Source organism: Nocardiopsis potens DSM 45234 (genome assembly GCF_000341105.1).
Classification (GTDB): domain Bacteria; phylum Actinomycetota; class Actinomycetes; order Streptosporangiales; family Streptosporangiaceae; genus Nocardiopsis_A; species Nocardiopsis_A potens.
The window spans coordinates 66,902-91,473 of sequence record NZ_ANBB01000044.1 but is presented as its reverse complement, the minus strand read 5'-3'; the positions used below and the strand labels follow the sequence as shown (position 1 = coordinate 91,473).

19 protein-coding genes are annotated in these 24,572 nt (G+C 74.7%); 8 read left to right on the top strand and 11 right to left on the bottom strand.

Going from position 1 to position 24,572, the window contains the following annotated elements:
• Positions 1–82: 82 nt before the first annotated feature.
• From D459_RS0117660 to D459_RS36390, 3 genes are all read right to left on the bottom strand, one after another.
• On the bottom strand, positions 83–274 hold the full coding sequence (locus D459_RS0117660; RefSeq protein WP_017594338.1) for a hypothetical protein: 192 nt from the start codon (positions 272–274) through the stop codon (positions 83–85).
• A 176-nt stretch (positions 275–450) separates the two neighbouring features.
• Positions 451–1,140 (bottom strand): hypothetical protein, encoded by a 690-nt coding sequence (locus D459_RS0117655; RefSeq protein ID WP_017594337.1) that lies wholly within the window; start codon positions 1,138–1,140, stop codon positions 451–453.
• A gap of 73 nt (positions 1,141–1,213) precedes the next feature.
• Positions 1,214–1,747, bottom strand: a complete 534-nt coding sequence (locus tag D459_RS36390; RefSeq protein ID WP_017594336.1) for a hypothetical protein — start codon at positions 1,745–1,747, stop codon at positions 1,214–1,216.
• A gap of 192 nt (positions 1,748–1,939) precedes the next feature.
• On the opposite strand from D459_RS36390, the gene D459_RS36385 reads away from it, so the two are divergent.
• The 4 genes from D459_RS36385 (at position 1,940) to D459_RS0117630 (ending at position 7,400) form a co-directional block, all read left to right on the top strand.
• Positions 1,940–2,626, top strand: a complete 687-nt coding sequence (locus D459_RS36385) for a ribonuclease HII (protein WP_020380235.1) — start codon at positions 1,940–1,942, stop codon at positions 2,624–2,626.
• Positions 2,627–3,121: 495 nt separating this feature from the next.
• Positions 3,122–5,566 (top strand): AAA family ATPase, encoded by a 2,445-nt coding sequence (locus D459_RS0117640; protein ID WP_017594334.1) that lies wholly within the window; start codon positions 3,122–3,124, stop codon positions 5,564–5,566.
• A gap of 162 nt (positions 5,567–5,728) precedes the next feature.
• Entirely contained in the window at positions 5,729–6,451 is a 723-nt protein-coding gene (locus D459_RS0117635; RefSeq protein WP_017594333.1) for a nucleotidyltransferase family protein, read from the top strand.
• A 184-nt stretch (positions 6,452–6,635) separates the two neighbouring features.
• Entirely contained in the window at positions 6,636–7,400 is a 765-nt protein-coding gene (locus D459_RS0117630; RefSeq protein ID WP_020380234.1) for a tyrosine-protein phosphatase, read from the top strand.
• Between the two features lie 28 nt (positions 7,401–7,428).
• Here the strand turns inward: D459_RS0117630 and D459_RS0117625 are convergent, their stop codons facing one another.
• Both D459_RS0117625 and D459_RS0117620 read right to left on the bottom strand, forming a co-directional pair.
• A complete protein-coding gene (locus tag D459_RS0117625) occupies positions 7,429–9,030 on the bottom strand; it encodes a hypothetical protein (protein ID WP_020380233.1) in 1,602 nt (533 codons plus the stop codon).
• A 136-nt stretch (positions 9,031–9,166) separates the two neighbouring features.
• On the bottom strand, positions 9,167–9,424 hold the full coding sequence (locus D459_RS0117620; RefSeq protein WP_017594330.1) for a hypothetical protein: 258 nt from the start codon (positions 9,422–9,424) through the stop codon (positions 9,167–9,169).
• Between the two features lie 630 nt (positions 9,425–10,054).
• Here D459_RS0117620 and D459_RS0117615 point away from each other — a divergent pair.
• Both D459_RS0117615 and D459_RS0117610 read left to right on the top strand, forming a co-directional pair.
• Positions 10,055–12,094 (top strand): SpoIIE family protein phosphatase, encoded by a 2,040-nt coding sequence (locus D459_RS0117615; protein WP_017594329.1) that lies wholly within the window; start codon positions 10,055–10,057, stop codon positions 12,092–12,094.
• 416 nt (positions 12,095–12,510) lie between these two features.
• Complete coding sequence (locus tag D459_RS0117610; protein ID WP_017594328.1) at positions 12,511–14,109, top strand: RNA polymerase sigma factor; 1,599 nt, start codon at positions 12,511–12,513, stop codon at positions 14,107–14,109.
• A 424-nt stretch (positions 14,110–14,533) separates the two neighbouring features.
• On the opposite strand, the gene yaaA is transcribed toward D459_RS0117610, so the two are convergent.
• Together yaaA and D459_RS0117600 are read right to left on the bottom strand one after the other, a co-directional pair.
• A complete protein-coding gene (gene yaaA, locus D459_RS0117605) occupies positions 14,534–15,331 on the bottom strand; it encodes a peroxide stress protein YaaA (protein ID WP_017594327.1) in 798 nt (265 codons plus the stop codon).
• Between the two features lie 266 nt (positions 15,332–15,597).
• Positions 15,598–15,825 carry a DUF7455 domain-containing protein gene (locus D459_RS0117600; protein WP_026120490.1) on the bottom strand — a complete coding sequence of 76 codons (228 nt, stop codon included), beginning with the start codon at positions 15,823–15,825 and terminating at the stop codon, positions 15,598–15,600.
• A gap of 485 nt (positions 15,826–16,310) precedes the next feature.
• Between D459_RS0117600 and D459_RS0117595 the strand changes: the two genes are divergently transcribed.
• Entirely contained in the window at positions 16,311–18,416 is a 2,106-nt protein-coding gene (locus tag D459_RS0117595) for a DNA gyrase/topoisomerase IV subunit B (RefSeq protein WP_026120489.1), read from the top strand.
• 706 nt (positions 18,417–19,122) lie between these two features.
• Positions 19,123–19,614: an RDD family protein gene (locus D459_RS36970; RefSeq protein ID WP_017594324.1), complete on the top strand. Its 492-nt coding sequence runs from the start codon at positions 19,123–19,125 to the stop codon at positions 19,612–19,614.
• An 18-nt stretch (positions 19,615–19,632) separates the two neighbouring features.
• Here the strand turns inward: D459_RS36970 and D459_RS0117585 are convergent, their stop codons facing one another.
• The 4 genes from D459_RS0117585 to D459_RS0117570 all read right to left on the bottom strand — a co-directional run bounded on the left by D459_RS0117585 (position 19,633) and on the right by D459_RS0117570 (position 24,507).
• A complete protein-coding gene (locus D459_RS0117585) occupies positions 19,633–20,760 on the bottom strand; it encodes an L-cysteine desulfhydrase Cds1 (protein WP_017594323.1) in 1,128 nt (375 codons plus the stop codon).
• 165 nt (positions 20,761–20,925) lie between these two features.
• On the bottom strand, positions 20,926–21,252 hold the full coding sequence (locus tag D459_RS0117580) for a tetratricopeptide repeat protein (protein ID WP_017594322.1): 327 nt from the start codon (positions 21,250–21,252) through the stop codon (positions 20,926–20,928).
• Between the two features lie 113 nt (positions 21,253–21,365).
• The gene (locus D459_RS0117575; RefSeq protein ID WP_026120487.1) at positions 21,366–21,869 is read right to left on the bottom strand and encodes a beta-class carbonic anhydrase; all 504 of its coding nucleotides are present in this window, start codon (positions 21,867–21,869) and stop codon (positions 21,366–21,368) included.
• Positions 21,870–22,014: 145 nt separating this feature from the next.
• Positions 22,015–24,507, bottom strand: coding sequence for a DNA gyrase/topoisomerase IV subunit A (locus D459_RS0117570; protein WP_026120486.1), 2,493 nt, complete (start codon positions 24,505–24,507; stop codon positions 22,015–22,017).
• Positions 24,508–24,572 lie beyond the last annotated feature (65 nt).

Sequence of the window (24,572 nt, the reverse complement as noted above, 5' to 3'; positions counted from 1 at the left end):
CCCGGATTCCCGGCGCCGGCGAGGCGCGCAGGTCGAATCCGGGAACAATTGTTTTCGGCGGAATTCACCCGCCCGCCGCGGCTCAGGCCGCCTCGACCAGCGAGCGGTAGCCGCTGTCGATGTCCACACCGTGCCGGGCCGCGATCTCCACCAGGTCCTCGATCTCTCCGGCCTGAGCGAGGCAGACCTCCGCGTCTCCGCGCGCGTGCGCCCGGCGCAGGGCCCGCGTCGCGTCGTAGATGCGCAGGTGCAGTGTGGTCAGGAACTCGCTCATGGTGTCCGTCCGTCCCTCTCCAGGGGGGATCCTTCTCGTTCTCGTCGCTCCCTTTTCTACCGGTTCCGGATAAAAGGGCGGTTAGAGAAAAGGAGGATGGAAGGGAAAACGCCGGTGACGAGGGCCACCGGCGCTTCGGGAACCCGCCCCGCGCGACGGGCGCGGCGGCGGGGCGGTCAGTACTCGGTCCAGGAGTACCATCTGCCGCCGATGTGCTCGTAGACCCGGCCGCCGTGGCCGCGGACGAAGACGTCGGTCTCCAGCGGCTCGGCGCTGTAGGCCAGCCCGGACGGGCTGAGCAGCCCGGCGCCCTGCACCGTGTACAGGGTCAGGCCGTCCTTGATGGTCACCGACTTCAGCGGGTACAGCCCGGCCATCTCGCCGTTCAGCGGGATGGTGGTGGACCGGTTGGTCGTGTCGCGGACGTTCAGCAGCTCGTCGGCGGAGGTGGAGACCCGGCCCTGCAGCGGGATGTCGGCCATCGACAGGACGATCGCGACGGCCGCGACCAGCGGCGCGGAGATCCACCGCAGCCAGTACCGGCGCACCATCGGGCGGGCCACCGACAGCGCGATGCCCAGCCGCAGCGCGCCCATCGCGGCGAGCAGCGCGCCGCCCCCCATGCCCAGCACGAACGCCGGCAGGTGCCCGCCGGGCATGCTGTCCTCATAGATCAGGACGAGGCCGACCAGGACGCAGGCGGGCAGGTAGAGCCGGCCGGGCGGCCGGGACGCCCAGGAGATCAGCCGCCGGGCGAGCGTCGGCCGGTGGGCGATCTGCAGCAGCGGCGCGACCGGATCCTGGCCGCCGCGCGCGTCGGAACGGCTCGCCGGATTCGATCCGGGCGTCGGAGCCGAGGCTGTCATGGAGTGCGTTCCCCCAGATGGATGCGGTGATCTCAGGCGCGGTCCGAGGGGTGGGCCACCGGGGACCGCGTCGTCAGGTCCGGGACGGCCGCCGCACAGCGGCCCGCCCTTCAGGATAGGGGAGCGGCGGCGCCTCCTCAGGCCTTCTGAGGGGTCCGTCGCGATCCCCGGACGGGATCTTGGTCGCATGCGGGGCGCCCGCGGTTCCCGCCGCCGCGGAGCGGCGCGCCGCCCGGTCCGCGCAGAACCGCCCGGGGGCGACCGCGGCCAGCAGGCAGGCCGCGCCGAGCAGCGCCAGCGGGGCGGGCGAGGCCCCGGCCGGCAGCGCGGCCGCCGCGGCCCCGTCCGGCCAGGCCCCGGCCGCCGCGGGCACCGCGGCCGCGGCCAGCGCGGCCAGCACGGCGCCGCAGACCGGCACCGCCACCCCGGCGGCCAGCAGCACGGCGCCGGCCAGCTCGATCCAGGCCAGCGCCGCCCCCGGGGAGACCGGCCAGGAGAGCGGCCGGCCCACCGCGTGCCCGGCGAACACCCAGGCCGCCCCGGCCCGCACCGCCAGCACCGCCGCGTCGTAGAGCCGCCCCCGGCCCGCGCTCCCGCTCCGCTTCACCTGAGTCCGCCCTCGTCCGCCCGGCAGAGACACCCGGAAACTACTCGACCCGGCCGCCCCCGCCCGGGCGCCACACCCGGGGCCCGCCGATTCCCCCGGGAAGACCGCCCGGTCCGCCCGATCCGCCCGTTCTGCCCGGCGCGGCTCCGCGCCGGGCGGCGGGAGGGGCGGGCACTGAGTAAGGTGGGGCGGGTGGCAGCCACTACCCCCATCGAACCGCCGGACTACGCGCTGGAGCAGGAGCTGGGCGCGGCAGGCGCCGGCCTGGTCGCCGGGGTCGACGAGGTCGGCCGGGGCGCCTGGGCGGGGCCGGTCGTGGTCTGCGCGGCCGTCGCCGGCCCGGCCCCCGCCCCCGAAGGCCTCACCGACTCCAAGCGGCTCACCCCCAAGCGGCGCACCGCCATGGCCGAGCTGCTCCGCCCCTGGGTCGCCGACCACGCCATCGGCCGGGCCGAGGCCGGGGAGATCGACGAGCTGGGCATGACCGCGGCGCTGCGGCTGGCGGCCGACCGGGCGCTGCGCGGCCTGAGCCGCCGCCCGGACGCGGTCATCCTGGACGGCAAGCACGACTACCTCGGCCGCCCGTGGGCGGTGCGCACCCAGGTCAAGGCCGACCTGACCTCGGTCAGCACGGCGGCCGCCTCGGTGCTCGCCAAGGTGTACCGGGACACCTGGATGGCCGGGCTGGACGAGGAGCACCCCGGCTACGGCTTCGCCGGCGCCGCGGGCTACCCCTCGCCGGCGCACCGCTCCGCCCTGGCCGAGCACGGCCCCACCCCGCACCACCGGATGACCTGGTCCTACCTGGACGGCCTGGAGAAGTGGCGGCACCTGCGCAGGCCCCGCCCCGGCCCGGGCGGGCAGACGGCGCTGCTCTGATGCCGGCACCGACCCCCCGCCCGGACGGCGCGGCCCCGCGGAGGTCCCGCGGAGGAGGCGGCCCGGCGGGAGCGGGGGCCGCCGCGGGCGCCGCCCCGCACCGCCCCCGGAGAACGGCGGCCGCCCGGCGGCCCCTGCCGGGCGGCCCGTTCGACGGGCCCGATCCGCGGCCCCGGCCGCGCCCGGGCCGGATCATCGCGGTCGTGCCGCTGATCGCGGCGGCGCTCCCCCCTGCCGCCTGGGGCCGGGGCTGGCGGACCGCCCGCCGCGACGGGCGGCCGCGCTCCGACGCGATCGTGCTGCCGGGCGCCGGCCGGTACAGCGGCCCGGCGCCGGAGAACGGCCCTTCCGGACGTCCGGTGCGGCGGGGCGGGGAGCGGCTCCGACGGGCCGTTCAAAGGTGCGACACAGCGGAACTTCACGCTTCCGGCGGTTCTGCCGGCGCCGGCCTTCGCGGCAGTATGGGACGGGCCGACAGGGAGAGGGAGGTGCGGCATGCCGCCTGAGGACCGGTCCCGAACGGCCGGCGGGCCCGCAGCGGGCCCGCTGCTGGAGCGGGCGCGGACGGCCTACCACGGCCGGCCCCCGCGGATCCGGCTCGCCGCGGCGGCGGGGGTGCTGCTCGCGGTGGCGGTGGCCGCGCTGCTCCTCCAGCTCCCCGTGCTGCTCAGCGTGGCGGTGGCGGCCGCGGTGCTGTCGGTGCTGGCCGCCCTGATGCACTCCGTCGACGCGGTCGCCACCACCCTGGTCTGCCTGGGCTGGCTGGTCCTCGCCTTCCTGCTGCTGCAGATCCCGATCCCGGTCGCCGACCGCGGCGTCCTGCTGCTGCTCCCGCTGATCCCGCTGCTGGTCACGGTCGCGGCGGTGCGGATCAAAGAGTTCCCGGTCTGGCACACCACCCTGCTCGCCCTGCTCGTCGCGCTCATCGCCGGACTCGCCGTGGGGCTGGGCGGGATGCTGACCGGCGGGGCGCCCCCAGCGCTGGGCCTGGTCAGCGCCGCCTGCGCGGCCGGGCTGGCCCTGGCCTGGCGTGCCGCCGCCGGGTACCGGCTGCGCCGCGGAATGGGCCCGACCCCGGGCTCCGCCCGCTCCGCCGACCCCGCCGGGTCCGGCGGCCGCCCGGGAGGGCCCCGCCCCCCGGCGCCGCCCCGGCAGCGGGCGAAGGCCGGCGGCCCCGCCCCCCGGCGCTCCGGCGAGGAGCAGGACGAGGAGGCCCCCGTCCCGGTCGACCAGGCGCTGGCCCGGTTGGAGGAGATGATCGGCCTCGACCCGGTCAAGCAGCAGGTCCGGGCGATCGCGGCGTCCATCGAGGCGGCCCGGCTGCGCGCCGACGCCGGGTACGCCGTCGACAAGCCCCTGCGCCACCTGGTGTTCTCCGGGCCGCCGGGCACCGGCAAGACCAGCGTCGCGCGCACCCTGGCCACGATCTTCCACTCCTTCGGCCTGCTGCCCACCTCCCGGGTGGTCGAGGCGCACCGCGCCGACCTGGTCGGCGAGTACCTGGGGGCCACCGCGATCAAGACCAACGAGCTGTTCGACCGGGCGCTGGGCGGGGTGCTCTTCATCGACGAGGCGTACTCCCTGGTCAACGACGGCGACGGGCAGCCCGACCGGTTCGGCGCCGAGGCGGTGCAGACCCTGCTCAAGCGGGCCGAGGACGACCGGGACCGGCTGGTGGTGATCCTGGCCGGCTACGAGGCGGAGATGGACCGCTTCCTCGCCTCCAACCCCGGCCTGGCCTCCCGGTTCGCCACCCGGGTCACCTTCCCCAGCTACTCCGCCGAGGAGCTCCGGCTCATCTGCGAGCACCTGTTCGGGCAGCGCGGGGACCTGCTCGACGCGGGCGCGCTGCGGGTTCTGGGCCGCGGGCTGGAGGAGGTGGAGCAGCGGGCCGCCGTGGACGAGCTGGGCAACGGCCGGTTCGCCCGCTCCCTGGTGGAGAAGGCCGCCGAGGCGCGCGACGTGCGGGTGGTGACCTCGGGGGAGAGCCGGGAGCCGCCGGCCCCCGGCGACCTGGTGACCGTCCGCGAACCCGACGTGGACGAGGCCTACCGGCAGCTCACCGCGCGGCTGCCCGGGTTCGGCCGGGCGCCCGACCTGGAGGGGGCGCTGGCCGAGCTGGACGGGATGGTCGGGCTGGAGCCGGTCAAGCGCCAGGTCCGGGCGATCGCCGCGCAGCTGCGAGTGGCCAAGCTCCGCGAGGAGCAGGGGCTGCGCGCCCAGCCGCCGATGCGGCACTTCGTGTTCTCCGGGCCGCCGGGCACCGGCAAGACCTCGGTGGCCCGGGTGCTGGGCCGGGTCTTCGCCGCGCTGGGCCTGCTGACCCGGGCCGAGGTGGTCGAGGCGCAGCGCTCCGACCTGGTCGGCGAGCACCTCGGGGCGACCGCGATCAAGACCAACGCGCTGGTCGACCGGGCGCTGGGCGGGGTGCTCTTCATCGACGAGGCCTACGCCCTGGCCAACCCCGGCTACAGCGGCGGGGACGCGTTCGGCGCCGAGGCGATCCAGACCCTGCTCAAGCGGGCCGAGGACGACCGCTCCCGGCTGGTGGTCGTGCTGGCCGGCTACCCGGGGGAGATGGACCGGCTGCTGGCCTCCAACGCCGGCCTGGCCTCCCGGTTCAACGTCCGGGTGGCCTTCCCCAGCTACACCGCCGACCAGCTCACCGAGATCGCCGGCGCGGTGGCCGAGCGGACCGGCGACGCGTTCGACGAGTCCGCGCTGGAGGACCTGCGCCGGATCTTCGGCTACGTGTGCGACGAGGGCTGGATCGACGAGCTGGGCAACGGCCGGTTCGCCCGGTCGCTGTTCGAGAAGGCCTGCTCGCAGCGGGACCTGCGGGTCGCCGAGGAGGTGGGTGAGGCCGCCACCGCCGCCGAGCTGACCGTGGTCACCAGCGCCGACATCCGCGCCGCCTACTCCGAGGTGACCCAGCGCTGAGGCGCCCGGGCCGCCGCCTCCGCCGCCCGCCCCGCGGGCCGCGGCCGGCGCGGGGCGGTCCGGGCGGAGCGGGCACCACCTCCGGCGGTGGTGCCCGCCCGCCCCGGGAACGGGCGCGGGCACGGCGGCGCGCGCCGCGGCCGCCCTGCTAATGTCCGCTCCATGACTTCGAGCAGCGCCCCCGTCCGCGAAGCCGTCATCCTGGCCGGTGGGCAGGCGACCCGCCTGCGCCCCTACACCGACACCCGGCCCAAGGCCATGGTGGAGGTCGCCGACCGGCCGATCATCGACTACCAGCTGGAGTGGCTGGCCGGGCACGGCGTGCGGCACGCGGTGGTGTCCTGCGGCTACAAGGCCGAGGTGCTGCGCGAGCACCTGGCCGGGCGGACCGAGGGCCCGGAGGTCACCGTCCTGGTCGAGGACGAGCCGCTGGGCCGCGGCGGGGCGCTCCGCTACGCCGCCTCCGGCCTGCGCGACCCGGACTCCCCCTACTTCGCGCTCAACGGCGACGTGCTCACCTGGTTCCCGCTGGACGAGTTCACCGACTTCCACCGGGCCAAGGGCGGCCTGGGCACCCTGGCGCTGGCCCAGTACCGGACCAGCTGGGGCATCGTGGACGTGGACGACGCCGGCGCCATCGGCGGCTTCGTGCAGAGCCCGCTGCTGCCGTTCTGGATCAACGCGGGGGTGTACCTCTTCGAGCCGGGCCTCACCGGGCTCCTCCCGGAGAAGGGCGACCACGAGTCCTCCACCTTCCCGCGGCTCGCCGAGGAGGGGCGGCTGTTCGGGTACCGCATCGACGGGTTCTGGCGGGGCGTGGACACGGTCAAGGACGTCAAGGAGGCCGGCGAGCAGATCCCGGAGCTGCTCGGGCGGGCCGGCTGACGCCGGGCGGCGCCGGGGTGGAACCCGGGTGAAGGACTCCGCCGCGGCGGTGCGCCGGGTGCGCTGCGGCACCGCCGCGGAACCGGCCCGGGGCCGGGGGTCCCGCCTCCGCGGAGCGGGGCTCCCGTCGAGGTAGGACGACCGACCGGCGGGTATCGTCGGTCCGGTGACCAACGATTCCGCGATGCTCAGAACCCTCCCCAACTTCCGCGACATCGGCGGGTACCGCACGGACTCCGGAGCGCGGGTCCGCACCGGGCTCGTCTACCGGGCCGACTCCTTCTCCCGGATCGACGACGACGACTTCGCCGCGCTCGCCGAGCGCGGCCTGCGCCAGGTCCTGGACCTGCGCACGGTGCACGAGCGGACCGCCGAGCCCGACCGGGTCCCGGAGGGCGCCGAGTACGCCGTGCTGGACGTGCAGGGCGACCACACCACCGGGGGCGACCTGAACAGGCTGTTCGACGACCCCGAGGCGGCCGCCGCGGCGCTGGGCGGCGGCGGTGCCGAGGCCTTCATGCACGAGGTGAACCGGGCTCTGGTCACCACCGACGACGCGCACGCCGGCTACCGCGAGCTGGTGGAGCGGGCCGCCGCCGGCCCCACCTCGGTCGTCTTCCACTGCACCGCGGGCAAGGACCGCACCGGCTGGGCGGCCGCGCTGCTGCTCACCCTGCTGGGGGTCGACCGGGAGACCGTCTTCGAGGACTACCTGGCCAGCAACGAGCGGATGGACCGGCTGCGCGGCATGATGCGCCGCCAGGCGGAGCGCGGCGGCATCGACCCCGACCTCATGGAGCCGATCATCCAGGTCCGCCGCTCCTACCTGGAGACCGCCTTCACCGAGCTGGAGCGGGTCTACGGATCCTTCGAGGGCTACGTCGCCGACGGGCTCAAGCTCGCCCCGCGCACCGCCGAGCGCCTCCGCGACCGGCTGCTGGAGGCCTGACCCCGCCACCGGGGCCCGGCGCGGCGGGTCAGCCCAGGGCGCGCAGGCGGGAGAGGAGCAGCCGGGGGTCGCCGTCCCCGCCGCCGTCGAGTGCGTCCAGCAGGGTGAGCAGCACCTCGGGTCTGCTCCGGCCCTGGTCGAGCAGGCGCTGCGCGGCGGCCCACAGCTCCGGCGGGTCGCCGTGCCACAGCCGCACCGCGAGCCGCTCGTGCGCGTCCAGGTCGGCCTGGGCCGAGGAGGCGCGGCCGATCCGGCCGGAGCGCCCGCCGTCCACCGCGTGCCGGCCGGGCGGCCCCTCCGGGACGTCGATCTCGCCGAAGTGGTCCAGCCGGAGCAGCGCCCGCCGCCCCTCCGGGGTGGTCGGGTCGAACCCGTCCTCGGCCCGGTCCAGCAGGTCGCCGGCGAGCAGCGGGAAGGCGAACATGCGGCGGGGCAGCGCGGCCAGGTCGCCGTCGGGCAGCAGCCGGCGGATCTCCCGGCGGCCCAGGCCGAGCGCCTCGGCCGGGTCGCGGTAGGTGCGGCCGAACGCCTCGAAGGAGTCCCACAGCGCGTCCAGCGCGGCGCCCACCGCCGGCTCGGGCAGCCCGGCCCGGGGGCCGGCCCACCGGATCCACGCGCCCAGCACGTGCGGCATCGCCTCGCTCTCCTCGGGCAGCAGCACCACCCGCCGGGGCAGCCAGGTGAGCAGGAAGGTCTCCACCTTGCGCGGGCTGACCCGCATCGGGCGCCCGGCGTCGACGTCGCAGCCGTAGCCGATCACGTGGTCCACGCAGCGGCTCGCCGCGTAGGAGTCGGAGAGCTCGGCCGCCTCGTCGGAGGCGAGGAACCGGGCGGCCAGGGTGGCGCGGGCGTCGCGGCGCCAGACCGGCTCGCCCGCGGGGCGGCCCTCCGCCGGCAGCGCCCGCACCCGGGAGCGGAGCAGCGCGTGGTGCGCGCCCAGGGAGCCGCCGATCAGGTCGGCCTCGCGGGCCGCGGTGAGCCGGGCCGGGCGCTCGCCGGGGGCACCGGAGACCACCAGGTCGGTGCCTGCCAGCGCGCGCTCCAGCAGGGTCCGGGCGCGGGCCGGGGCGAGCGGGTGGAACACGGCCATCGGGTCGTCCTCGGCGAGCGCCCGGCCGTGCTCCAGCAGCCGCTCCACCTTGGTGGTCACCCAGGCGTCCCGGAGGACCCCGCCGGCGTTGTGGTCGATGACGGCGATCAGCGCGTGGCCGGGGGCGTCCGGGCCGCCCGGGTCGGAGTCGTGGCGGAAGGTGCAGACGACCTCGTCGGCGTCGCCGAACCGGTCGCCGGAGAGGTAGGCGCCCAGCGGGCGGACCCGGCCCACCGCCTCGGCCCAGGCCGGGCGGCGCAGGTCGCCGCGGTCGGTGAGGGCGAGCACGCCCTGCTCGGCGAGCTCGCGCCGGTGCGCCGAGACGCCCAGCGAGGCGATTCCGGACAGCAGCGCCAGCCCCGCCGGGGTGCCCGAAGCGGTGGCGTGCGCGATCAGCCCCTCGGTCAGGTGCCGCTCCAGGTCGGCGCCGGACATGCCCGGTATGCGCTGCCCCCACCAGGCGCCGAGCATCCTGCCGACGACGAGTTCGGCGTCGAGCGGGTCGCGCACCGCCAGCAGGGCGCGGGCCACGCGGAGCATCTCCGCGAAGACCGGGTCGGGGGCTGCGTCTGGGGACGGCGTCAGGGGAGGTACGGACACCTGACAGAGCCTATGGCACCTGCCGTGCGCCCCGGGTGGAATCGGTCGGGGAGCGGGGGTGCTCCCCGGGCGGTGGTCAGGCGATCGCGTCGTGGCCCGGCAGGCGCGGGCCGACCAGCCGCTCCGACGGCGGGCGGGACATCACCATGGCCTGCAGCCGCTCGCGGGCGACCCGCTCCACCAGCCCCGGGGTGGCCTGGAAGCCGAGGTGCTCGGCGCATTTCCAGGTGTCGTGCACGCAGCGGTGCACGTTCCCCGGTGCCAGGGAACTGAACTCGTCGTTCAAGCGCCGCGCGACCTGCTGCAGGTCGGCCGCGGGATAAGTCTGGAGCATCCTCGCTCACGCCTCTCGCCGGCGGGTCGGACGGTGACCACCATCCATTTCACTGCTTCGCATCGGGGTGTCAAGCCCCGTCCGGTGAGTCGTTGCCCAGGCTTTGCGGCGCGCCGCGGGGCGCCCCGGCACCGTCCCCGACCGGGGCGGGAGTGCCGGGAGGCGGCCGTGGTGCGGGTGGGGCGGAAGAGAACACCGGTGACCGTGCGAATCCATGGCAGAACGGAGCGTATTCGGCCTGTCTGCGTATTTTCGGGCGCGGGAGAGGGCGGGGCGGAAGGTCCGAGAAACGGGATCGGGCGAGGTAAAGGAAGGCGTCTTCGGAAATGGGCGGCCGAAAATCCGCGGATGGGCCTTGGTTGCACGACGGAGACGTATCATTTACCTTCCGCTATCGCCGCCGAGTTTCCACCGCGGCCCGGACCCGAGCCGGGCGGGTGGCTTATGCTGAACCGGTGGCGGCGGTCGCCCGATGTCGCCCCCAGGCCTCCCCGGCCGCGGTCGCACCCCGGTGCGGCCGACAGGTGGAGGATTTCCACGGCGCCCGCTCACGCGAGCCCCCGTCCGCGGGGGGAAAGGCCCCCGGAGGTGTCATTGGTGAGCACCGATACGTCCGTTCCGCTCCCTCGCATGTCCGGACTCGGCCCCTCCGAATCGGCGCTGCTGGAGACCATCCTCAAGGAGGCCCCGGTCGGCTTCGCCTTCTTCGACACCTCCGCGCGCTTCCAGCGGGTCAACCCCGCGCTGGCCCGGCTGTACGGCCGGGCGGAGGAGGAGTGCGTCGGCCGCCTCCCGCACGACGTGCTCGGGGCCGCGGCCGCCGGCGCGCACGAGGCGGCGATCGACCGGGTGCTCGCCGGCGAGCCGGTGGTCTACGGGGGCCAGTTCCCGCCGTTCGGACCGGCCGGCGGGGAGGCCGAGCGCTGGGCCCCCTCCTGGTTCCCCACCCACGGCGACGGCGGCGAGGTCGACGGGGTGGCGCTGATCGCGGTCGACCTGAGCGACCGGGTGCGCGCCGAGGGCGAGCTGCGCCGCAGCGAGGAGCGGTACCGCTCGCTGATGGAGGCCACCAACCAGGTGGTGTGGGCGGCCGACCCGGACGGCGCGGTGGCCGAGGACTGCCCGCAGTGGCGCGCGGTCACCGGGCAGAGACGCGAGGAGTACCTGGGCCGGGGCTGGCTGGACTCGGTCCACCCCGACGACCGCCCCCGGGTGGAGCGGTCCTGGGACGACTCCATCGCCGACCGCACCGTCTTCGACGAGACCTTCCGGGTGCGCACCTGCTCCGGGGACTTCCGCCACTTCCGCTCCCGCGCGGTGCCGATGATGCGCGGCGAGGAGCTCTCCGAGTGGGTCGGCGCCAACACCGACGTCACCACCCAGCACGAGGCCGACGACATGCGCCAGCGCCTCACCCAGCAGCTCGGCGAGGCCGCGCTGCGCACGGTGCGGCTGCAGAAGGCCACCGCCGACCTCGCCGAGGCCCTCACCGTGGACCAGGTGGTGCAGGCCATGGGGGAGATCGGCCGCTCCGCGGTGGGCGCCGACCGCACCACCGTGGCCGAGATCGGCGGGGACGGCCTGCGGCTGCGCGTCATCGGCCGGGCCGGGGAGCCCGCCGCCGGATCCGCCCCCGACCACACCGGCCTGATGTCGCTGGCCGTCCGGGAGCAGCGGCCGTGCATCGCCGGCGGGCCGCTGGAGCTGCTCGGCCTGCTGGACGGGGACGAGGAGGCGCCCGCCTTCGCCAAGGCCACCGACGAGCGGGCCTGGGCGGCGCTGCCGCTGCTCAGCGGCGGCCAGCCGGTCGGCGCGCTGCGCTTCGCGCACACCTCGCCGCGGGACATCTCGGACGAGGAGAAGGTCTTCCTGGAGGCGCTGGCCGGCCAGTGCGCGCTCGCCCTGGAGCGGGCCAAGCTCTTCGAGCGGGAGCACCGCACCGCCGAGGCGCTCCAGGCCAGCCTGCTGCCCGAGGCCCTGCCGGAGGTCCAGGGCATCAGGATGCGCGCCTTCTACCGCTCGGGCACCCAGCACGTGCAGGTCGGCGGGGACTGGTACGACGCCTTCCCGCTGCCCGACGGGCGGGTGGCCGGGGTGCTCGGCGACGTGATGGGCAAGGGCATCAAGGCCGCCACCGGGATGAGCCGGGTGCGCAACGCGCTGCGGGCGCTGGCCTTCAGCATGCCCGAGCCGGCCGACGTGCTCACCGGCCTGGACCGGATGTTCGACGCCACCGAGGCGATGGACCAGGTCACCACCCTGGTCTACTTCGTGCTGGACCCCGGCACCGGGCAGATCGACCTGAGCAACGCCGGGCACCTGCCGCCGCTGGTCGTCACCGAGCGGACCGAGCCGTGGCTGCTGGAGACCGAGCCGGACACCCCGCTGGGGATCAGCTCCGAGCGGGGCCACCACAAATTCTTCGTCCAACCCGGTAACACCGTGGTGCTCTATTCCGATGGACTTGTAGAGAACCGGAAGCGGTCCGTCGCCTCCGGTCTGGAGGAACTAGTCACCGTGGCGTCCCAGGCGCCGCCGGAGGTGGTGGGCGATCCACAGCTGATGCTCCAGTACCTTGTGGAGGGCATGCTCGCAGGGTACGAGCAGGACGACGACGTCACCCTGCTCGCCGTCCACCTACCGGTGATCGAGGCCGCACCGGAGCAGTAGTCCGTAAGAAGAAGTCCGACACTTTGCCTAAGGTGGAGGATCCATCAACCCCGCGCACGCGGGGGGTGGGGTCAGGACCCGACGGTGGGGTTGGATCCGCACGGCCGCGGAAAAAACCCTACTGGGCGCATGCGTCCCGAGCGTTGGACAGGGCGCATACGCTGAAAGGAAGTCGGCATCCCCGCGGCGGGGATGATCCCGGGCTGGGGCCGGGGGGCGGTGGCTCCGCCCTCCGCGAGGCTCCACGGAGGTCTTCGGGCCGCCGGGTCCAGCAATCTCGCCACACGTCCGTTCGAGAGGTGTTTGTGTCACCTGCCAGTTCGACCCGCTCAAAACAGCCGGAGTCGCTGCACGAGCCCGTCATCCAGCAGCTGATCGAGCGTGGGCGGTCCCAGGGGTACCTTGAGCCCGAGGACGTGCGCCGTGCCTTCGAAGAGGCCGACATCCCCATGTCGCAGGCCCAGGCCGTGCTCCGCATCCTGACCAAGGAGGGCGTCACCCTCGTGGTCGGGGCCGAGGAGTCCGCCCCCACGCGCCGAAAGTCCGCGCGCCGCAAGACGGCCGCGCCGAAGAAGAGCGCCGCGACCCGGACGACCACCGCCCGGGCCCCCCGGCGCGCGGCCGCCGCGCAGGACCAGCCGGAGACCGTGACCGCGGTCGTCGACTCCGGTCCGGCCAAGGGCGCCGCGAAGCCGGCGCCCGCGGAGGCGGCCGAGCCGAAGGCGGCGAAGAAGGCCGCGCCGAAGAAGGCGGCGGCCAAGCCCGCCGCCAAGGGGACGGCGGCCAAGCCCGCGGCGAAGAAGACCACGGCCAAGGCCGCGGCCAAGAAGAGCGACGACATCGCCCTGGAGGCCGCCGAGGACGCCGACATCGACCTCGACGTCGACGACGACCTCGAGGACACCGGGGTCGAGCTGGAGCTCGTCGAGGACACCGGCGACGACAAGCCGGAGCCGGTCGGCGGCCCGGTCGCGGGGTCCGGCAGCAAGCCGGAGGCCGTGGGCATCCCGGAGAAGGCCGCCGCCAACACCTCCGAGGACGAGGCGTTCGTCCTCTACGACGATGACGACGACGCCCCCGCCGCCCAGGTGGTCGCGGCCGGCGCCACCGCCGACCCGGTCAAGGACTACCTGAAGCAGATCGGCAACGTCGCGCTGCTCAACGCCGAGCAGGAGGTCGAGCTCGCCAAGCGGATCGAGGCCGGCCTGTTCGCCGAGGAGAAGCTCGCCGAGGAGGGCGGCTCGCTCAGCGTCGAGTTCCGCGACGAGCTGGAGTGGATCGCCGAGGACGGCGCCCGCGCCAAGAAGCACCTGCTGGAGGCCAACCTCCGGCTGGTGGTCTCGCTCGCCAAGCGCTACACCGGCCGCGGCATGCTCTTCCTGGACCTGATCCAGGAGGGCAACCTGGGCCTGATCCGCGCGGTGGAGAAGTTCGACTACACCAAGGGCTTCAAGTTCTCCACCTACGCCACCTGGTGGATCCGCCAGGCCATCACCCGGGCCATGGCCGACCAGGCGCGCACCATCCGCATCCCGGTGCACATGGTGGAGGTCATCAACAAGCTGGCCCGCGTCCAGCGGCAGATGCTGCAGGACCTGGGCCGGGAGCCCACCCCGGAGGAGCTCGCCAAGGAGCTCGACATGACCCCGGAGAAGGTCGTCGAGGTCCAGAAGTACGGCCGGGAGCCGATCTCGCTGCACACCCCGCTCGGCGAGGACGGGGACAGCGAGTTCGGCGACCTCATCGAGGACTCCGAGGCCATCCAGCCGGGCGAGGCGGTCAGCTTCACCCTGCTCCAGGAGCAGCTCCACTCGGTGCTGGACACCCTCTCCGAGCGCGAGGCCGGCGTGGTGTCCATGCGCTTCGGCCTGACCGACGGCCAGCCGAAGACGCTGGACGAGATCGGCAAGGTCTACGGGGTCACCCGCGAGCGGATCCGCCAGATAGAAAGCAAGACCATGTCGAAGCTGCGGCACCCGTCGCGCTCCCAGGTGCTCCGCGACTACCTGGACTGAGCACGGCCGACATGGTGCGCCTCGGGCGCCGGCCGCCGCAGGGCGGACCGGCGCCCGAGGCGTCCGTGCATCCGGGGTGCGTCGTGGTGCCGCGTCCGTTCGGCGCCGCCGGCGCCCCGGCGCGTTCCCCGGTCGGAGCCGCCCCGGACCCCTGCGGTGCGTGCGCGGCCGGCCATCGGGACCGGCGGGGTCCCGCGCCCCGGGTGTGGCGAGGCCCGGGGAGGGGACGCCGCGCGACGCGGCCGCAGGGGAGGTCCGGGGGCTCTTCGCGTCCGACCGGCGGTCCAACATCTCTGCCAGGCCCGATCATCGCGGACACCGCGTATGGGCGAGATAAAGCACCGAGACGCTTTCGTTACGTTCCCCTCCGGGGCGGTCGCCGAGCGGCCCCGGGAGGCTCTCGCGGCGGCCGCCGGGCCGGGGCTCAGCCCGGGATGACGACGTCCAGCACCGCGGCCCTGCCGCCGCGGCCGGGCGGGGTCAGCTCGGCCCGGTGCCCCAGGTCGTTCAGGGCCTCGGCCAGCTCGGCGGGGGTCTCCGGGGAGCGCCCCTCGGCGAGCAGGGCGTGCGCGATCGCGCCGCGGGTCGCCTTCGCCATGTGGCTGACCACCGAGCGCTTCACCGCCCCGCCGGAGACGGTCTCCTTGAGCACCCGCACCGCGGCGGTGCGCTCGGCGGCCGCGCCGGAGGGGCGGAAGGCCGCGGCGTAGGCGGCCGACCGGCAGTCCACGATCAGCCGGTCCTCGGCCAGCTTGCCGAGCGGTTCGGCCAGGTGGGAGCGCCAGTAGGCGCCGAGCCCGCCCAGCGGGGGCAGCTTCACGCCCATCGACAGCCGGTAGGGCGGCACCCGGTCGTTCACCCCGAGGACCCCCCACAGCCCGGAGAAGACCAGCACGGACTCCGCGGTCCGCGCGGCCGCCGGGCCGGCCAGCAGCTCGCCCAGGCGCAGATTGTCGTAGAGCACCCCGGTGTAGAGCTCGGCCGCGCGCAGCGCCGGGGCGGTGCGCACCTCCAGGTTCCGCGGCACCGCGCCGGCCTGGCCGGCGGTGAGGCCGAGCACCTCCATCGCCGTCTCCCGCGGCCCGGCGCAGAGCGCCTCCAGCGACTCCAGCACGGCCTCCCGGGCCCCGTTCACCTCGGGCAGGACGAGCCCGGACGGCTCCAGCGCGGGCCCCTCGCCCGCCGCCGCCTTCCCCTCCGACGGGGGCAGCAGGATCAGCATCGTCTCCCTCTCACAGCGAACCGGGCCCCGCCGACCGGCTGGTCGGCTGCCCGGTGTGCTTCGCGATCGCCTCGAAGTCCCGATCGTAATGCAGCAGGACGGGCCCGCTCGCTGCGAAGGCGCCGCCGCCGGGGCGGTGCCACCGCCGGTATCTCCTCCCGTCCATGCCGGGAACGCCCGGGGCCGCCCCGCGGAGGGCCCGGAGACGACGAAGGCGGCGGCCCCGGGGAGGGGCCGCCGCCGTGCGTCTTGGGGCGGGGGAGTCCTTAGCGCTCCCCGTCGGAAGTGGCCGGGGTCTCCTGGAGTCGGCCGGTCTCGTCCTGGATGTCCGCGGCGATCTTGCGGATCTCCTCATCGTGCTTGCGCATGTGGTGCGCGCAGAAGAGCAGTTCGCCGCCGGAGTTGAGCAGCACGCGGACGTAGGCCTGCGCACCACAGCGGTCGCAACGGTCAGCAGCCGTCAGCGGCTGGGTGGGGGCAAGGGTTCCAGTCACTTCGCCTTCCTCAATGCTCGGCGCCAGTCGCTCAGCACAACATCTAACCGGACCAGGACGTTCCCAACCAGTCCTGATGTACGCCGACAGCGGAATCAGGGCCGGGCCGGAGCCGGCCGCCCGGGGGAGCGGCGGGCGCGACACGCCGGAAACCACAAGGGAGGAGGGCCCGGATGGGCGTTCCGGGGAGGTGGTAGTGTCGCTGGGGTTCGGCCGTCGGCCGGACCCGCGAAGGAGCGCGGGCCCCGCATCGGAGCGGAGCCGGGCCGCGACGCGGTGCAGCGGGTGGAGCGGCACGGCCGCCGTCCGCCACAGAGGATGTCCCCGGGCGCGGTTAGGCTGGGCCGGGCCCCGCGATCCGGTGCCCCGCGGCGCCGCGGTCCGCACCGGCGGACCCGCGCGGCGAACGCGTACGCCGGCGCTCCGCGCACGCAGCCGAGCGGCTTCGCGGCGCGCCCTGTCCAACGAATGCAGGAGACGTCCAGGTGACCGCCCTTACCGCAGCCGTTCACGAGCCCGAGGACTACTCCGCGCGGCATCTCTCGGTCTTGGAAGGACTGGAGGCGGTCCGCAAGCGTCCCGGGATGTACATCGGGTCGACGGACAGCCGCGGCCTCACCCACTGCATGTGGGAGATCATCGACAACTCCGTCGACGAGGCCCTCGGCGGCTTCTGCACCCGCGTCGACGTGGTGCTGCACGCCGACGGCTCGGTGGAGGTGCGCGACGACGGCCGCGGCATCCCGGTCGACGCCGAGCCCAAGTCCGGCCTGACCGGCGTCGAGCTGGTCATGACCAAGCTGCACGCCGGCGGCAAGTTCGGCTCCGGCTCCTACACCGCCTCCGGCGGTCTGCACGGCGTCGGCGCCTCGGTGGTCAACGCGCTCTCCGCCCGGCTCGACGTCGAGGTCGACCGGGGCGGCCGCACCCACGCGATGAGCTTCCGCCGGGGCATCCCCGGCCGGTTCGCCGACGCCGGCCCCGACGCCGCCTTCACCCCCGGGTCCGGGCTGGACCAGCGCGGCAAGATCGCCAAGAAGGCCACCGGCACCCGGGTCCGGTTCTGGGCCGACCGGCAGATCTTCCTGAAGGAGGCCGACATCGCGCGCGAGTCGCTGCTGGAGCGCGCGCGCCAGACCGCCTTCCTCATCCCGGGCCTGACCATCGCGGTGCGCGACGAGCGCACCGAGGGCGAGCCGCCCTACACCGAGGAGTTCCACTTCGACGGCGGCATCGGGGAGTTCTGCTCCTTCCTCGCCGCCGACGAGGCGATCAGCCCGGTGCTGCGGTTCCAGGGCAGCGGCACCTTCAACGAGACCGTCCCGGTGCTGGACGAGATGGGGCACATGACCCCCACCGACGTCGCGCGCGACCTCGACGTCGACGTCGCGCTGCGCTGGGGGAGCGGCTACGAGAGCACGGTGCGCTCGTTCGTGAACGTGATCGCCACCCCCAAGGGCGGCACGCACATCACCGGGTTCGAGCGGGCCCTGGTCCGGGTGGTCAACGACCAGCTGCGCGCCACCAAGCTGCTCAAGGCCAGCGACGACGCGGTCACCAAGGAGGACGTCCTCGAAGGGCTCACCGCGGTGGTCACGGTGCGGCTGCCCGAGCCGCAGTTCGAGGGCCAGACCAAGGAGATCCTGGGCACCTCCGCGGCCTCGCGGATCGTCTCCGCGGTGGTCGGCAATCAGCTGCGCGAGTTCCTCTCCTCCACCAAGCGGGCGGAGAAGCAGCAGGCCCGCACCGTGCTGGAGAAGATCGCCAACGCGGCCAAGGCGCGGCTGGCCGCCCGCCAGCAGCGGGAGACCCAGCGGCGCAAGAACGCCCTGGAGAGCTCGGCCCTCCCGGCGAAGCTGGTGGACTGCCGCAGCGAGGGGCTGGACCGCAGCGAGCTGTTCATCGTCGAGGGGGACTCGGCGCTGGGCACCGCCAAGCTCGCCCGGGACTCGGAGTTCCAGGCGCTGCTGCCGATCCGCGGCAAGATCCTCAACGTGCAGAAGTCGTCGGTCGGCGACATGCTGAAGAACGCCGAGTGCGCGGCGATCCTGCAGGTCATCGGGGCCGGGTCGGGGCGCACCTTCGACCTGGACGCGGCCCGCTACGGCCGGGTCATCCTGATGGCCGACGCGGACGTGGACGGCGCGCACATCCGCTGCCTGCTGCTCACCCTGTTCTACCGGTACATGCGCCCGATGCTGGAGGCCGGCCGGGTCTACGCCGCGGTCCCGCCGCTGCACCGGATCGAGCTGACCAACGTGCGCAAGAAGCGCGGCGCCAAGCCCGAGGACCGCTACATCTACACCTACAGCGACGCCGAGCTGCAGCGCACCCTCCTCGAACTGGAGAAGAAGGGGCGCAGCTGGAAGGAGCCGGTGCAGCGGTACAAGGGCCTGGGCGAGATGGACGCCGACCAGCTCGCGGAGACCACCATGGACCCGCGCCACCGCACGCTGCGCCGGATCCGGGTGGACCACGCCGAGGAGGCCGCCAAGGTCTTCGACCTGCTGATGGGCAACGAGGTGGCGCCGCGTCGGCGGTTCATCGCCAACGGCGCCCAGGAGCTCGACCTGGACCGGATCGACACCTGATCCCGCCCGGGGCGGCCGCCGCCCCGGTTCCCCGCACCCCGGGGGCCCGCCGCCCGGCGGGCCCCCGACCCGTTTCCGGGCGGGTTCGGCCGGGGGCGGGCGGTGCGGGCCGCCCCGGGCGCCTCCCGAGTCCGCTCTTCCCGGGCCCGCCCTCCTCCGGGGGCCGGGCCCCGGAAGCGCGTTCCCGGGCCGCCTCCCGTGCCCCGCCCTTCTCCGGCGGCCGGGCCCGGCGCCGTCCGCCGCTCGGCGCGCCGCCGCCCCGACCAGCGGGGACAACGCGCCGTCGTGGTCTATTTTCGGAGGGTGAGGGAGGTGGCCTCGCCTCCGAGTCGGGAGCACGGAGCGGTGGTGCCGGATGAGTCACGGACAGCAGTACCCGGGCGGTCAGGAGGAGCCCGGCCGCAGGCCGGAGGAGGCGGAGGGCCCGGGAGGCCGGGGCGGGCCGGGGACCCCGGCAGGGCCGGAAGGGGCCGGAGGTCCCGGGGCCCCCGGAGAGCCGGGAGCCCCGGGAGAGCCGCCGGCGGGGCCGGGGGCTCCCGGAGGGCCCGAGCGGCCGAAGAGCACCGGAAGGCACGCGGCTCCGGAAGGGGCCGGGCCGGCGGGGCAGGGGCCCCCGCCCGGGCCGATGGGCGGTGAGCCCGGTCCCGGGCCGGCCCACGGGGGCTACGGTCCCCCCGAGGCGGGGCCGCCCGGGTACGGGACGCCGATGGACGAGCCGCCGCCCGGCTACGGCCTGCCCGCGATGGCGCCGCCCGGCGACACCGACGTCGTCGGCCGCCGGGTGGTGCAGTACATCGTGGACGGGTTCCTCTCCTCGCTCCTGCCCTTCCTGGCCTACCTGGCGCTCCTCCCGCTGGCGTTCGCGCCCACCGAGCCGGACGGGTCGCTGCGCAACCCGGTCCTGGCGCTGGTCGCGCTGCTGGTCCTGGTGGTGCTGTGGGTCGTCGTCTACGTCGGCTACTGGGTGGTGTGGCCGGCCAAGGCCGGCGGCCGGACCCTGGGCATGCGGCTGCTCGGGATCAAGGTGGTCCGGGCCGAGGGCGGCGAGCCGAGCATGGCCCAGCACTTCGTCCGGTGGATCCTGCTGCTCGCGGACGGGCTCTTCGCCGGCCTGGTCGGCCTGATCGTCATCCTGGTCTCCGACCGCCGGCAGCGGATCGGCGACATGGCCGCCGGGACCCTGGTGGTGCGGGACTGACCCGCCCCGGGGCCGGGGTCAGCGCTTCTCCGGCGGGGACCACTCGCCGGAGGCCAGGAAGCGCTCCAGGGCGGCGGTGTAGGGCGCGGTGTCCATGCCCTGGGCCGCCACCCAGGCGTCGTCGTAGTAGCTGTGCCGGTAGCGGTCGCCGCCGTCGCAGATCAGCGTGACCACGCTGCCGCGGGTCCCGTCGGCGAGCATCCGGGCGATGAGCCGCCAGACGCCCCACAGGTTGGTGCCGGTCGACCCGCCGGCGCACAGCCCGGTGACCGACTCCAGGTGGCGCATGGCGGCGATGCTCGCCGCGTCGGGCACCGGCAGCATCAGGTCGATGACGTCGGGCACGAAGCTCGGCTCGATCCGCGGGCGGCCGATCCCCTCGATCCGGGACGGCATGCCGGTGGCGTAGTCCCGGGCCCCGGTCACCCAGCCGGGGAAGAAGGCGGAGTTCTCCGGGTCGACCACGGCCAGCCGGGTGTGGTGCCGCCGGTAGCGCAGGTAGCGCCCGATGGTGGCGGAGGTGCCGCCGGTCCCGGCGCCCACCACGATCCACTCCGGGATGGGGTGCCGCTCCATGGCCAGCTGCTCGAAGACCGACTCGGCGATGTTGTTGTTGCCGCGCCAGTCGGTGGCCCGCTCCGCATAGGTGAACTGGTCCATGTAGTGGCCGCCGGTCTCCGCGGCCAGCCGCTCGGCCTCGGTGTAGATCTCCGGCGGCCGGTCGACGAAGTGGCACCGGCCGCCGTACCGCTCGATCAGCGCGATCTTCTCCGGGCTGGTGGAGCGGGGCACCACGGTGATGAAGTCCAGCCCGACCAGCCGGGCGAAGTAGGCCTCGGAGACCGCGGTGGAACCGGAGCTGGCCTCCACGATCGTGGTGCCCTCCCGGATCCAGCCGTTGGACAGCCCGTAGAGGAAGAGCGACCGGGCCAGCCGGTGCTTGAGGCTGCCGGTGGGGTGCACCGACTCGTCCTTCAGGTACAGGTCGATGCCCCAGGACTCGGGCAGCGGGAAGACGTGCAGGTGGGTGTCGGCCGACCGGTTGGCGTCGGCGACCACCTTGCGGACGGCCTCGTCGACCCAGGCCCGGGTGCGCGAGCAGGAGCGGTCGACGGGGTCGCCGAGCGGTTCGAAGGACTCTGCCATGTCCGGCAGGCTATCCGGCCGCCCGTACCGCGCACGACCGCCCCCACCAGGGGCGCCACCCGGCGCCGGGGCGGTGGGCGTCCGCCTGCGGCGGGGGAGCGGGAACGGCCGAGGCCCCGGTCCTCAGCGGAGGAGCGGGGCCTTGGGGCGGTCGTGCGGCCGGGGTCAGTCCAGGGAGCCGCCGCTCATCGCGGCGTGCATCCTGCGGTGCGGAGCGGCCTCCTCGTCGCGGTTCTGCCGCTCCAGCGCGCGGGCCAGGGCGATGTGCGCCCAGCTGTCGCAGGGGTCGAGCTCGATCAGGCGGCGGAAGGCCCACTCCGCCTTGCCGAGCTGGGCGGAGTGGAAGTAGGCGCGGCCGAGCAGCTCCAGGATGGAGCGGCTCTCCGGTTCGCGGTCGGACAGCGGCTCCAGCACTCGGGCCGCCGCTATCGGGTCTCCCAGGTCGAAGTAGGACCGGCCGACGGCGAAGGTCTCGTAGGTGGAAGCCTGCATCAGCGCCCCTCTCCTCGGGTGGTACGCCGTTACAGGCGTGCCAACCGCCGCCGCCGGCCTGCTATTCCCGGCCGGGGCGGAGCGGCGGGGTCCGGGCGGGCCCGGTGCGGCCGCTAGGCGTCGATCATCTCCAGCCTGCCGGTGTCCACGTCGTACAGGGCGCCCGCCACCGGCAGCCCGTCGGGCAGCAGCGGGTGGTGGCGGATCCGCTCCAGGTCGTGCCGGAGCGCGCCGAGCTGGTCGTCGTCGGTGTGGAACTCCAGGCTGCGCGTGTCCACGCCGTACCGGTCCCGGATCAGGTCGTGCACCTCGTCGTCGCCGGAGACCGAGGCCATCTTGCACTTGGTGTGCGGCATGACCAGCACCCGCTCCACCCCGAGCAGGTAGACCGCGAGCACCAGGGTGCGCAGGGTGTCGTCGGTGACCCGGGCGCCGGCGTTGCGCAGGATCTTGGCGTCGCCCGGCTGGAGGCCCAGCATGTCCAGCGGTTCGAGGCGGGAGTCCATGCAGGTGACCAGGCCTATGCCGCGGGCGGCGACCGGTTCCAGGCCGGCCAGCCGGAACGACTCGGCGTAGTCGGCGTTGGCGCTGAGCACATCGTCGAATGCGCTGCTCACTGGGTTCTCCTCAGGGTCGTGCGGGCGGTCCGCCGCAGGGCGCCGGCCCCGCCGGCCTGCCCGGCGGGCGGGGCGGGCGGGGGCGCGCCGCGGCGGGCCGATGGCGCGCGGCCCGGGGAGGCGCGGCCTCCCCGGGCCGGGGCCGCTAATCGGCGGTGCCGAGAAGGCCGGTGTCGTGCTGCCCGGTGCCGATGGAGGCGATCGCCCGGGGCTGCGGCTCGCCCGAGCCGTCCCGGCGCGGGTCCATGTCGGGCAGGCGGACCGGGCCGCCGTCGGCGCGGAAGGCCCGCGCGGGCGCCCGGCCGACCCAGGCGAACACCAGGCCGTCCTCGCCCTTGAGCAGGCGGTGGCAGCGTACGCCGCCGGTGGCCCGGCCCTTGGCGGGGTAGGCCTCGATCGGGGTGACCTTCGCCGATCCGCCCTCGGCGGGCAGCAGGGCGTCCTCGGGGGTGGCCGCGGACATGGTCACCAGGACCGAGTCCTCGGGCACCGAGACCGCGCCGAACCACAGCACCCGGGCGCCCTCGGCGAGCTTCACGCCGGCCACGCCGCCGGCCGGTCGCCCCTGCTCGCGGACGGCGGAGGCGGAGAAGCGCAGCAGCTGCGCGGTGGAGGTGACGAAGACGAGGTCCTCCTCGCCGGTGGCCAGCTGGGTCGCGCCGACCAGGCGGTCGCCGTCCTTGAGCGCGATGATCTCGTGGTCGTCCCGGTTGGCCGGGTAGTCCCGCACCACCCGCTTGACCACGCCCTGCTCGGTGCCGAGGGCCAGGCCGGGGCCCTCTCCGTCCACCGCGGCGAGCGCGATCACCTTCTCGTCCTCGGCGAGGTCGACGAACTCCTCCACCGGCAGCCCGGAGGCCAGCGGCGGGGCCTCCTCCCCGGAGTCGGGGAGTTCGGGGAGCTCCACCACCGGCACCCGGACGACCCGGCCGAGGTCGGTGACCAGGCCGACGCCGCCCTTGCTGCGCGCGGGCAGCGCGGCGGCGACCGCGTCGTGCTTGGTGCGCAGCCCCTCGTAGACGCGCGGGACCGCGGCGCCCTTGCTCCGGCCGAGCATGCCGTCCGAGCCGAGCAGCACGTTGCACGGCACGTCGTCCAGCTCCAGCGGGACGGCGGCGGTGCGCGCGGCCCCGTCGCTCTCCAGCAGGGTGGTGCGGCGCGGGGTGCCGTACTTCTTGGCGACCTCGGCGAGCTCCTTGGAGACCAGCCGGCGCAGCTTGGCGTCGGACTCCAGCACCGAGGTGAGCTCCTCGATCTCCTTCTTCAGCTGGTCGGCCTCGCTCTGCAGCTCCAGCCGGTCGTACCGGGTGAGCCGGCGCAGCGGGGTGTCCAGGATGTAGCGGGCCTGGACGTCGGAGAGCGCGTAGGCCTCCATCAGCCGCTCCCGGGCCTGCGCGGTGTCGTCGGAGTCCCGGATGAGCGCGATGACGTCGTCGATGTTGAGCAGCGCGACGAGCAGGCCGTCGATCAGGTGCACCCGGTCCAGCCGCTTGCTCCGCCGGTGCTCGCTGCGCCGCCGCACCACGTCCAGCCGGTGGTCGACGAAGACCTGGAGCAGCTCGCGCAGGCCCAGCGTCTGCGGCTGGCCGTCCACCAGCGCGACGTTGTTGATGCCGAAGGACTCCTCCATCGGGGTGAGCCGGTACAGCTCGGCCAGCACGCCCTCGGGGTTGAAGCCGTTCTTCAGCTCGATGACCAGCCGCAGGCCCTGGTTGCGGTCGGTGAGGTCCTTGAGGTCGGAGATGCCCTGCAGCTTCTTGGACTGCACCAGCTCCTTGATCCGGCCGACCACCTTCTCCGGCCCCACGCTGTAGGGCAGCTCGGTGACGACGATGCCGGTGCGGCGCGGCGAGACCTTCTCGATGGAGACCGTGGCGCGGGTGCGGAAGGTGCCGCGGCCCTTGGCGTAGGCGTCGCGGATCCCGTCCAGGCCGACGACGGTGCCGCCGGTCGGCAGGTCGGGGCCGGGCACGAACTCCATCAGCTTCTCGAGGTCGGCGTCGGGGTGCGCGATCAGGTGCCGCGCGGCCGCGACGACCTCGCCGAGGTTGTGCGGGGCCATGTTGGTGGCCATCCCCACCGCGATCCCCGACGCGCCGTTCACCAGCAGGTTGGGGAAGGCGGCCGGGAGCACCTCCGGTTCCGTCTCCTGGCCGTCGTAGTTCGGCCGGAAGTCGACGACGTCCTCGTCGATGGAGGTGACCAGCAGCTCGGCGGCCCGGTCCATGCGGGCCTCGGTGTAGCGCATGGCGGCCGGGGCGTCGTCGCCGCCCAGCGAGCCGAAGTTGCCGTGCCCGTCGACCAGCGGGACCCGCATGGCGAAGGACTGGCTCATCCGGACCATGGCGTCGTAGATGGCGGCGTCGCCGTGCGGGTGCAGCTTGCCCATGACCTCGCCGACGACGCGGGCGCACTTGACGTGCCCGCGGTCGGGGCGGAGCCCCATCTCGTTCATCTGGTAGAGGATGCGCCGCTGCACCGGCTTCATGCCGTCGCGGGCATCGGGCAGGGCGCGCTGGTAGATCACCGAGTAGGCGTACTCCAGGAAGCTGCCCCGCATTTCCTCCGAGACGTCGATGTCGATGATCTTCTCGGCGAGTTCCTCGGAAGGCGGAGACGGAGACGTTGAACGGGCCATGCCGCCAATTCTGGCCCCACGTACCGACCATCGCGAACCAGGCGCCCCCCGTTCGGCCCGCGTCC

Coding starts and splice junctions, on each gene's coding strand:
- yaaA (WP_017594327.1), bottom strand. CDS start 15,331: ATGCTGATCCTGCTGCCCCCGTCGGAGGGGAAGGCGGCGGCGGGCGAG.
- D459_RS0117570 (WP_026120486.1), bottom strand. CDS start 24,507: ATGGCCCGTTCAACGTCTCCGTCTCCGCCTTCCGAGGAACTCGCCGAG.
- D459_RS0117655 (WP_017594337.1), bottom strand. CDS start 1,140: ATGACAGCCTCGGCTCCGACGCCCGGATCGAATCCGGCGAGCCGTTCC.
- D459_RS0117640 (WP_017594334.1), top strand. CDS start 3,122: ATGCCGCCTGAGGACCGGTCCCGAACGGCCGGCGGGCCCGCAGCGGGC.
- D459_RS0117630 (WP_020380234.1), top strand. CDS start 6,636: ATGCTCAGAACCCTCCCCAACTTCCGCGACATCGGCGGGTACCGCACG.
- D459_RS36970 (WP_017594324.1), top strand. CDS start 19,123: ATGGACGAGCCGCCGCCCGGCTACGGCCTGCCCGCGATGGCGCCGCCC.
- D459_RS0117625 (WP_020380233.1), bottom strand. CDS start 9,030: ATGCTCCGCGTGGCCCGCGCCCTGCTGGCGGTGCGCGACCCGCTCGAC.
- D459_RS0117580 (WP_017594322.1), bottom strand. CDS start 21,252: ATGCAGGCTTCCACCTACGAGACCTTCGCCGTCGGCCGGTCCTACTTC.
- D459_RS0117620 (WP_017594330.1), bottom strand. CDS start 9,424: ATGCTCCAGACTTATCCCGCGGCCGACCTGCAGCAGGTCGCGCGGCGC.
- D459_RS0117635 (WP_017594333.1), top strand. CDS start 5,729: ATGACTTCGAGCAGCGCCCCCGTCCGCGAAGCCGTCATCCTGGCCGGT.
- D459_RS0117615 (WP_017594329.1), top strand. CDS start 10,055: ATGTCCGGACTCGGCCCCTCCGAATCGGCGCTGCTGGAGACCATCCTC.
- D459_RS0117585 (WP_017594323.1), bottom strand. CDS start 20,760: ATGGCAGAGTCCTTCGAACCGCTCGGCGACCCCGTCGACCGCTCCTGC.
- D459_RS0117660 (WP_017594338.1), bottom strand. CDS start 274: ATGAGCGAGTTCCTGACCACACTGCACCTGCGCATCTACGACGCGACG.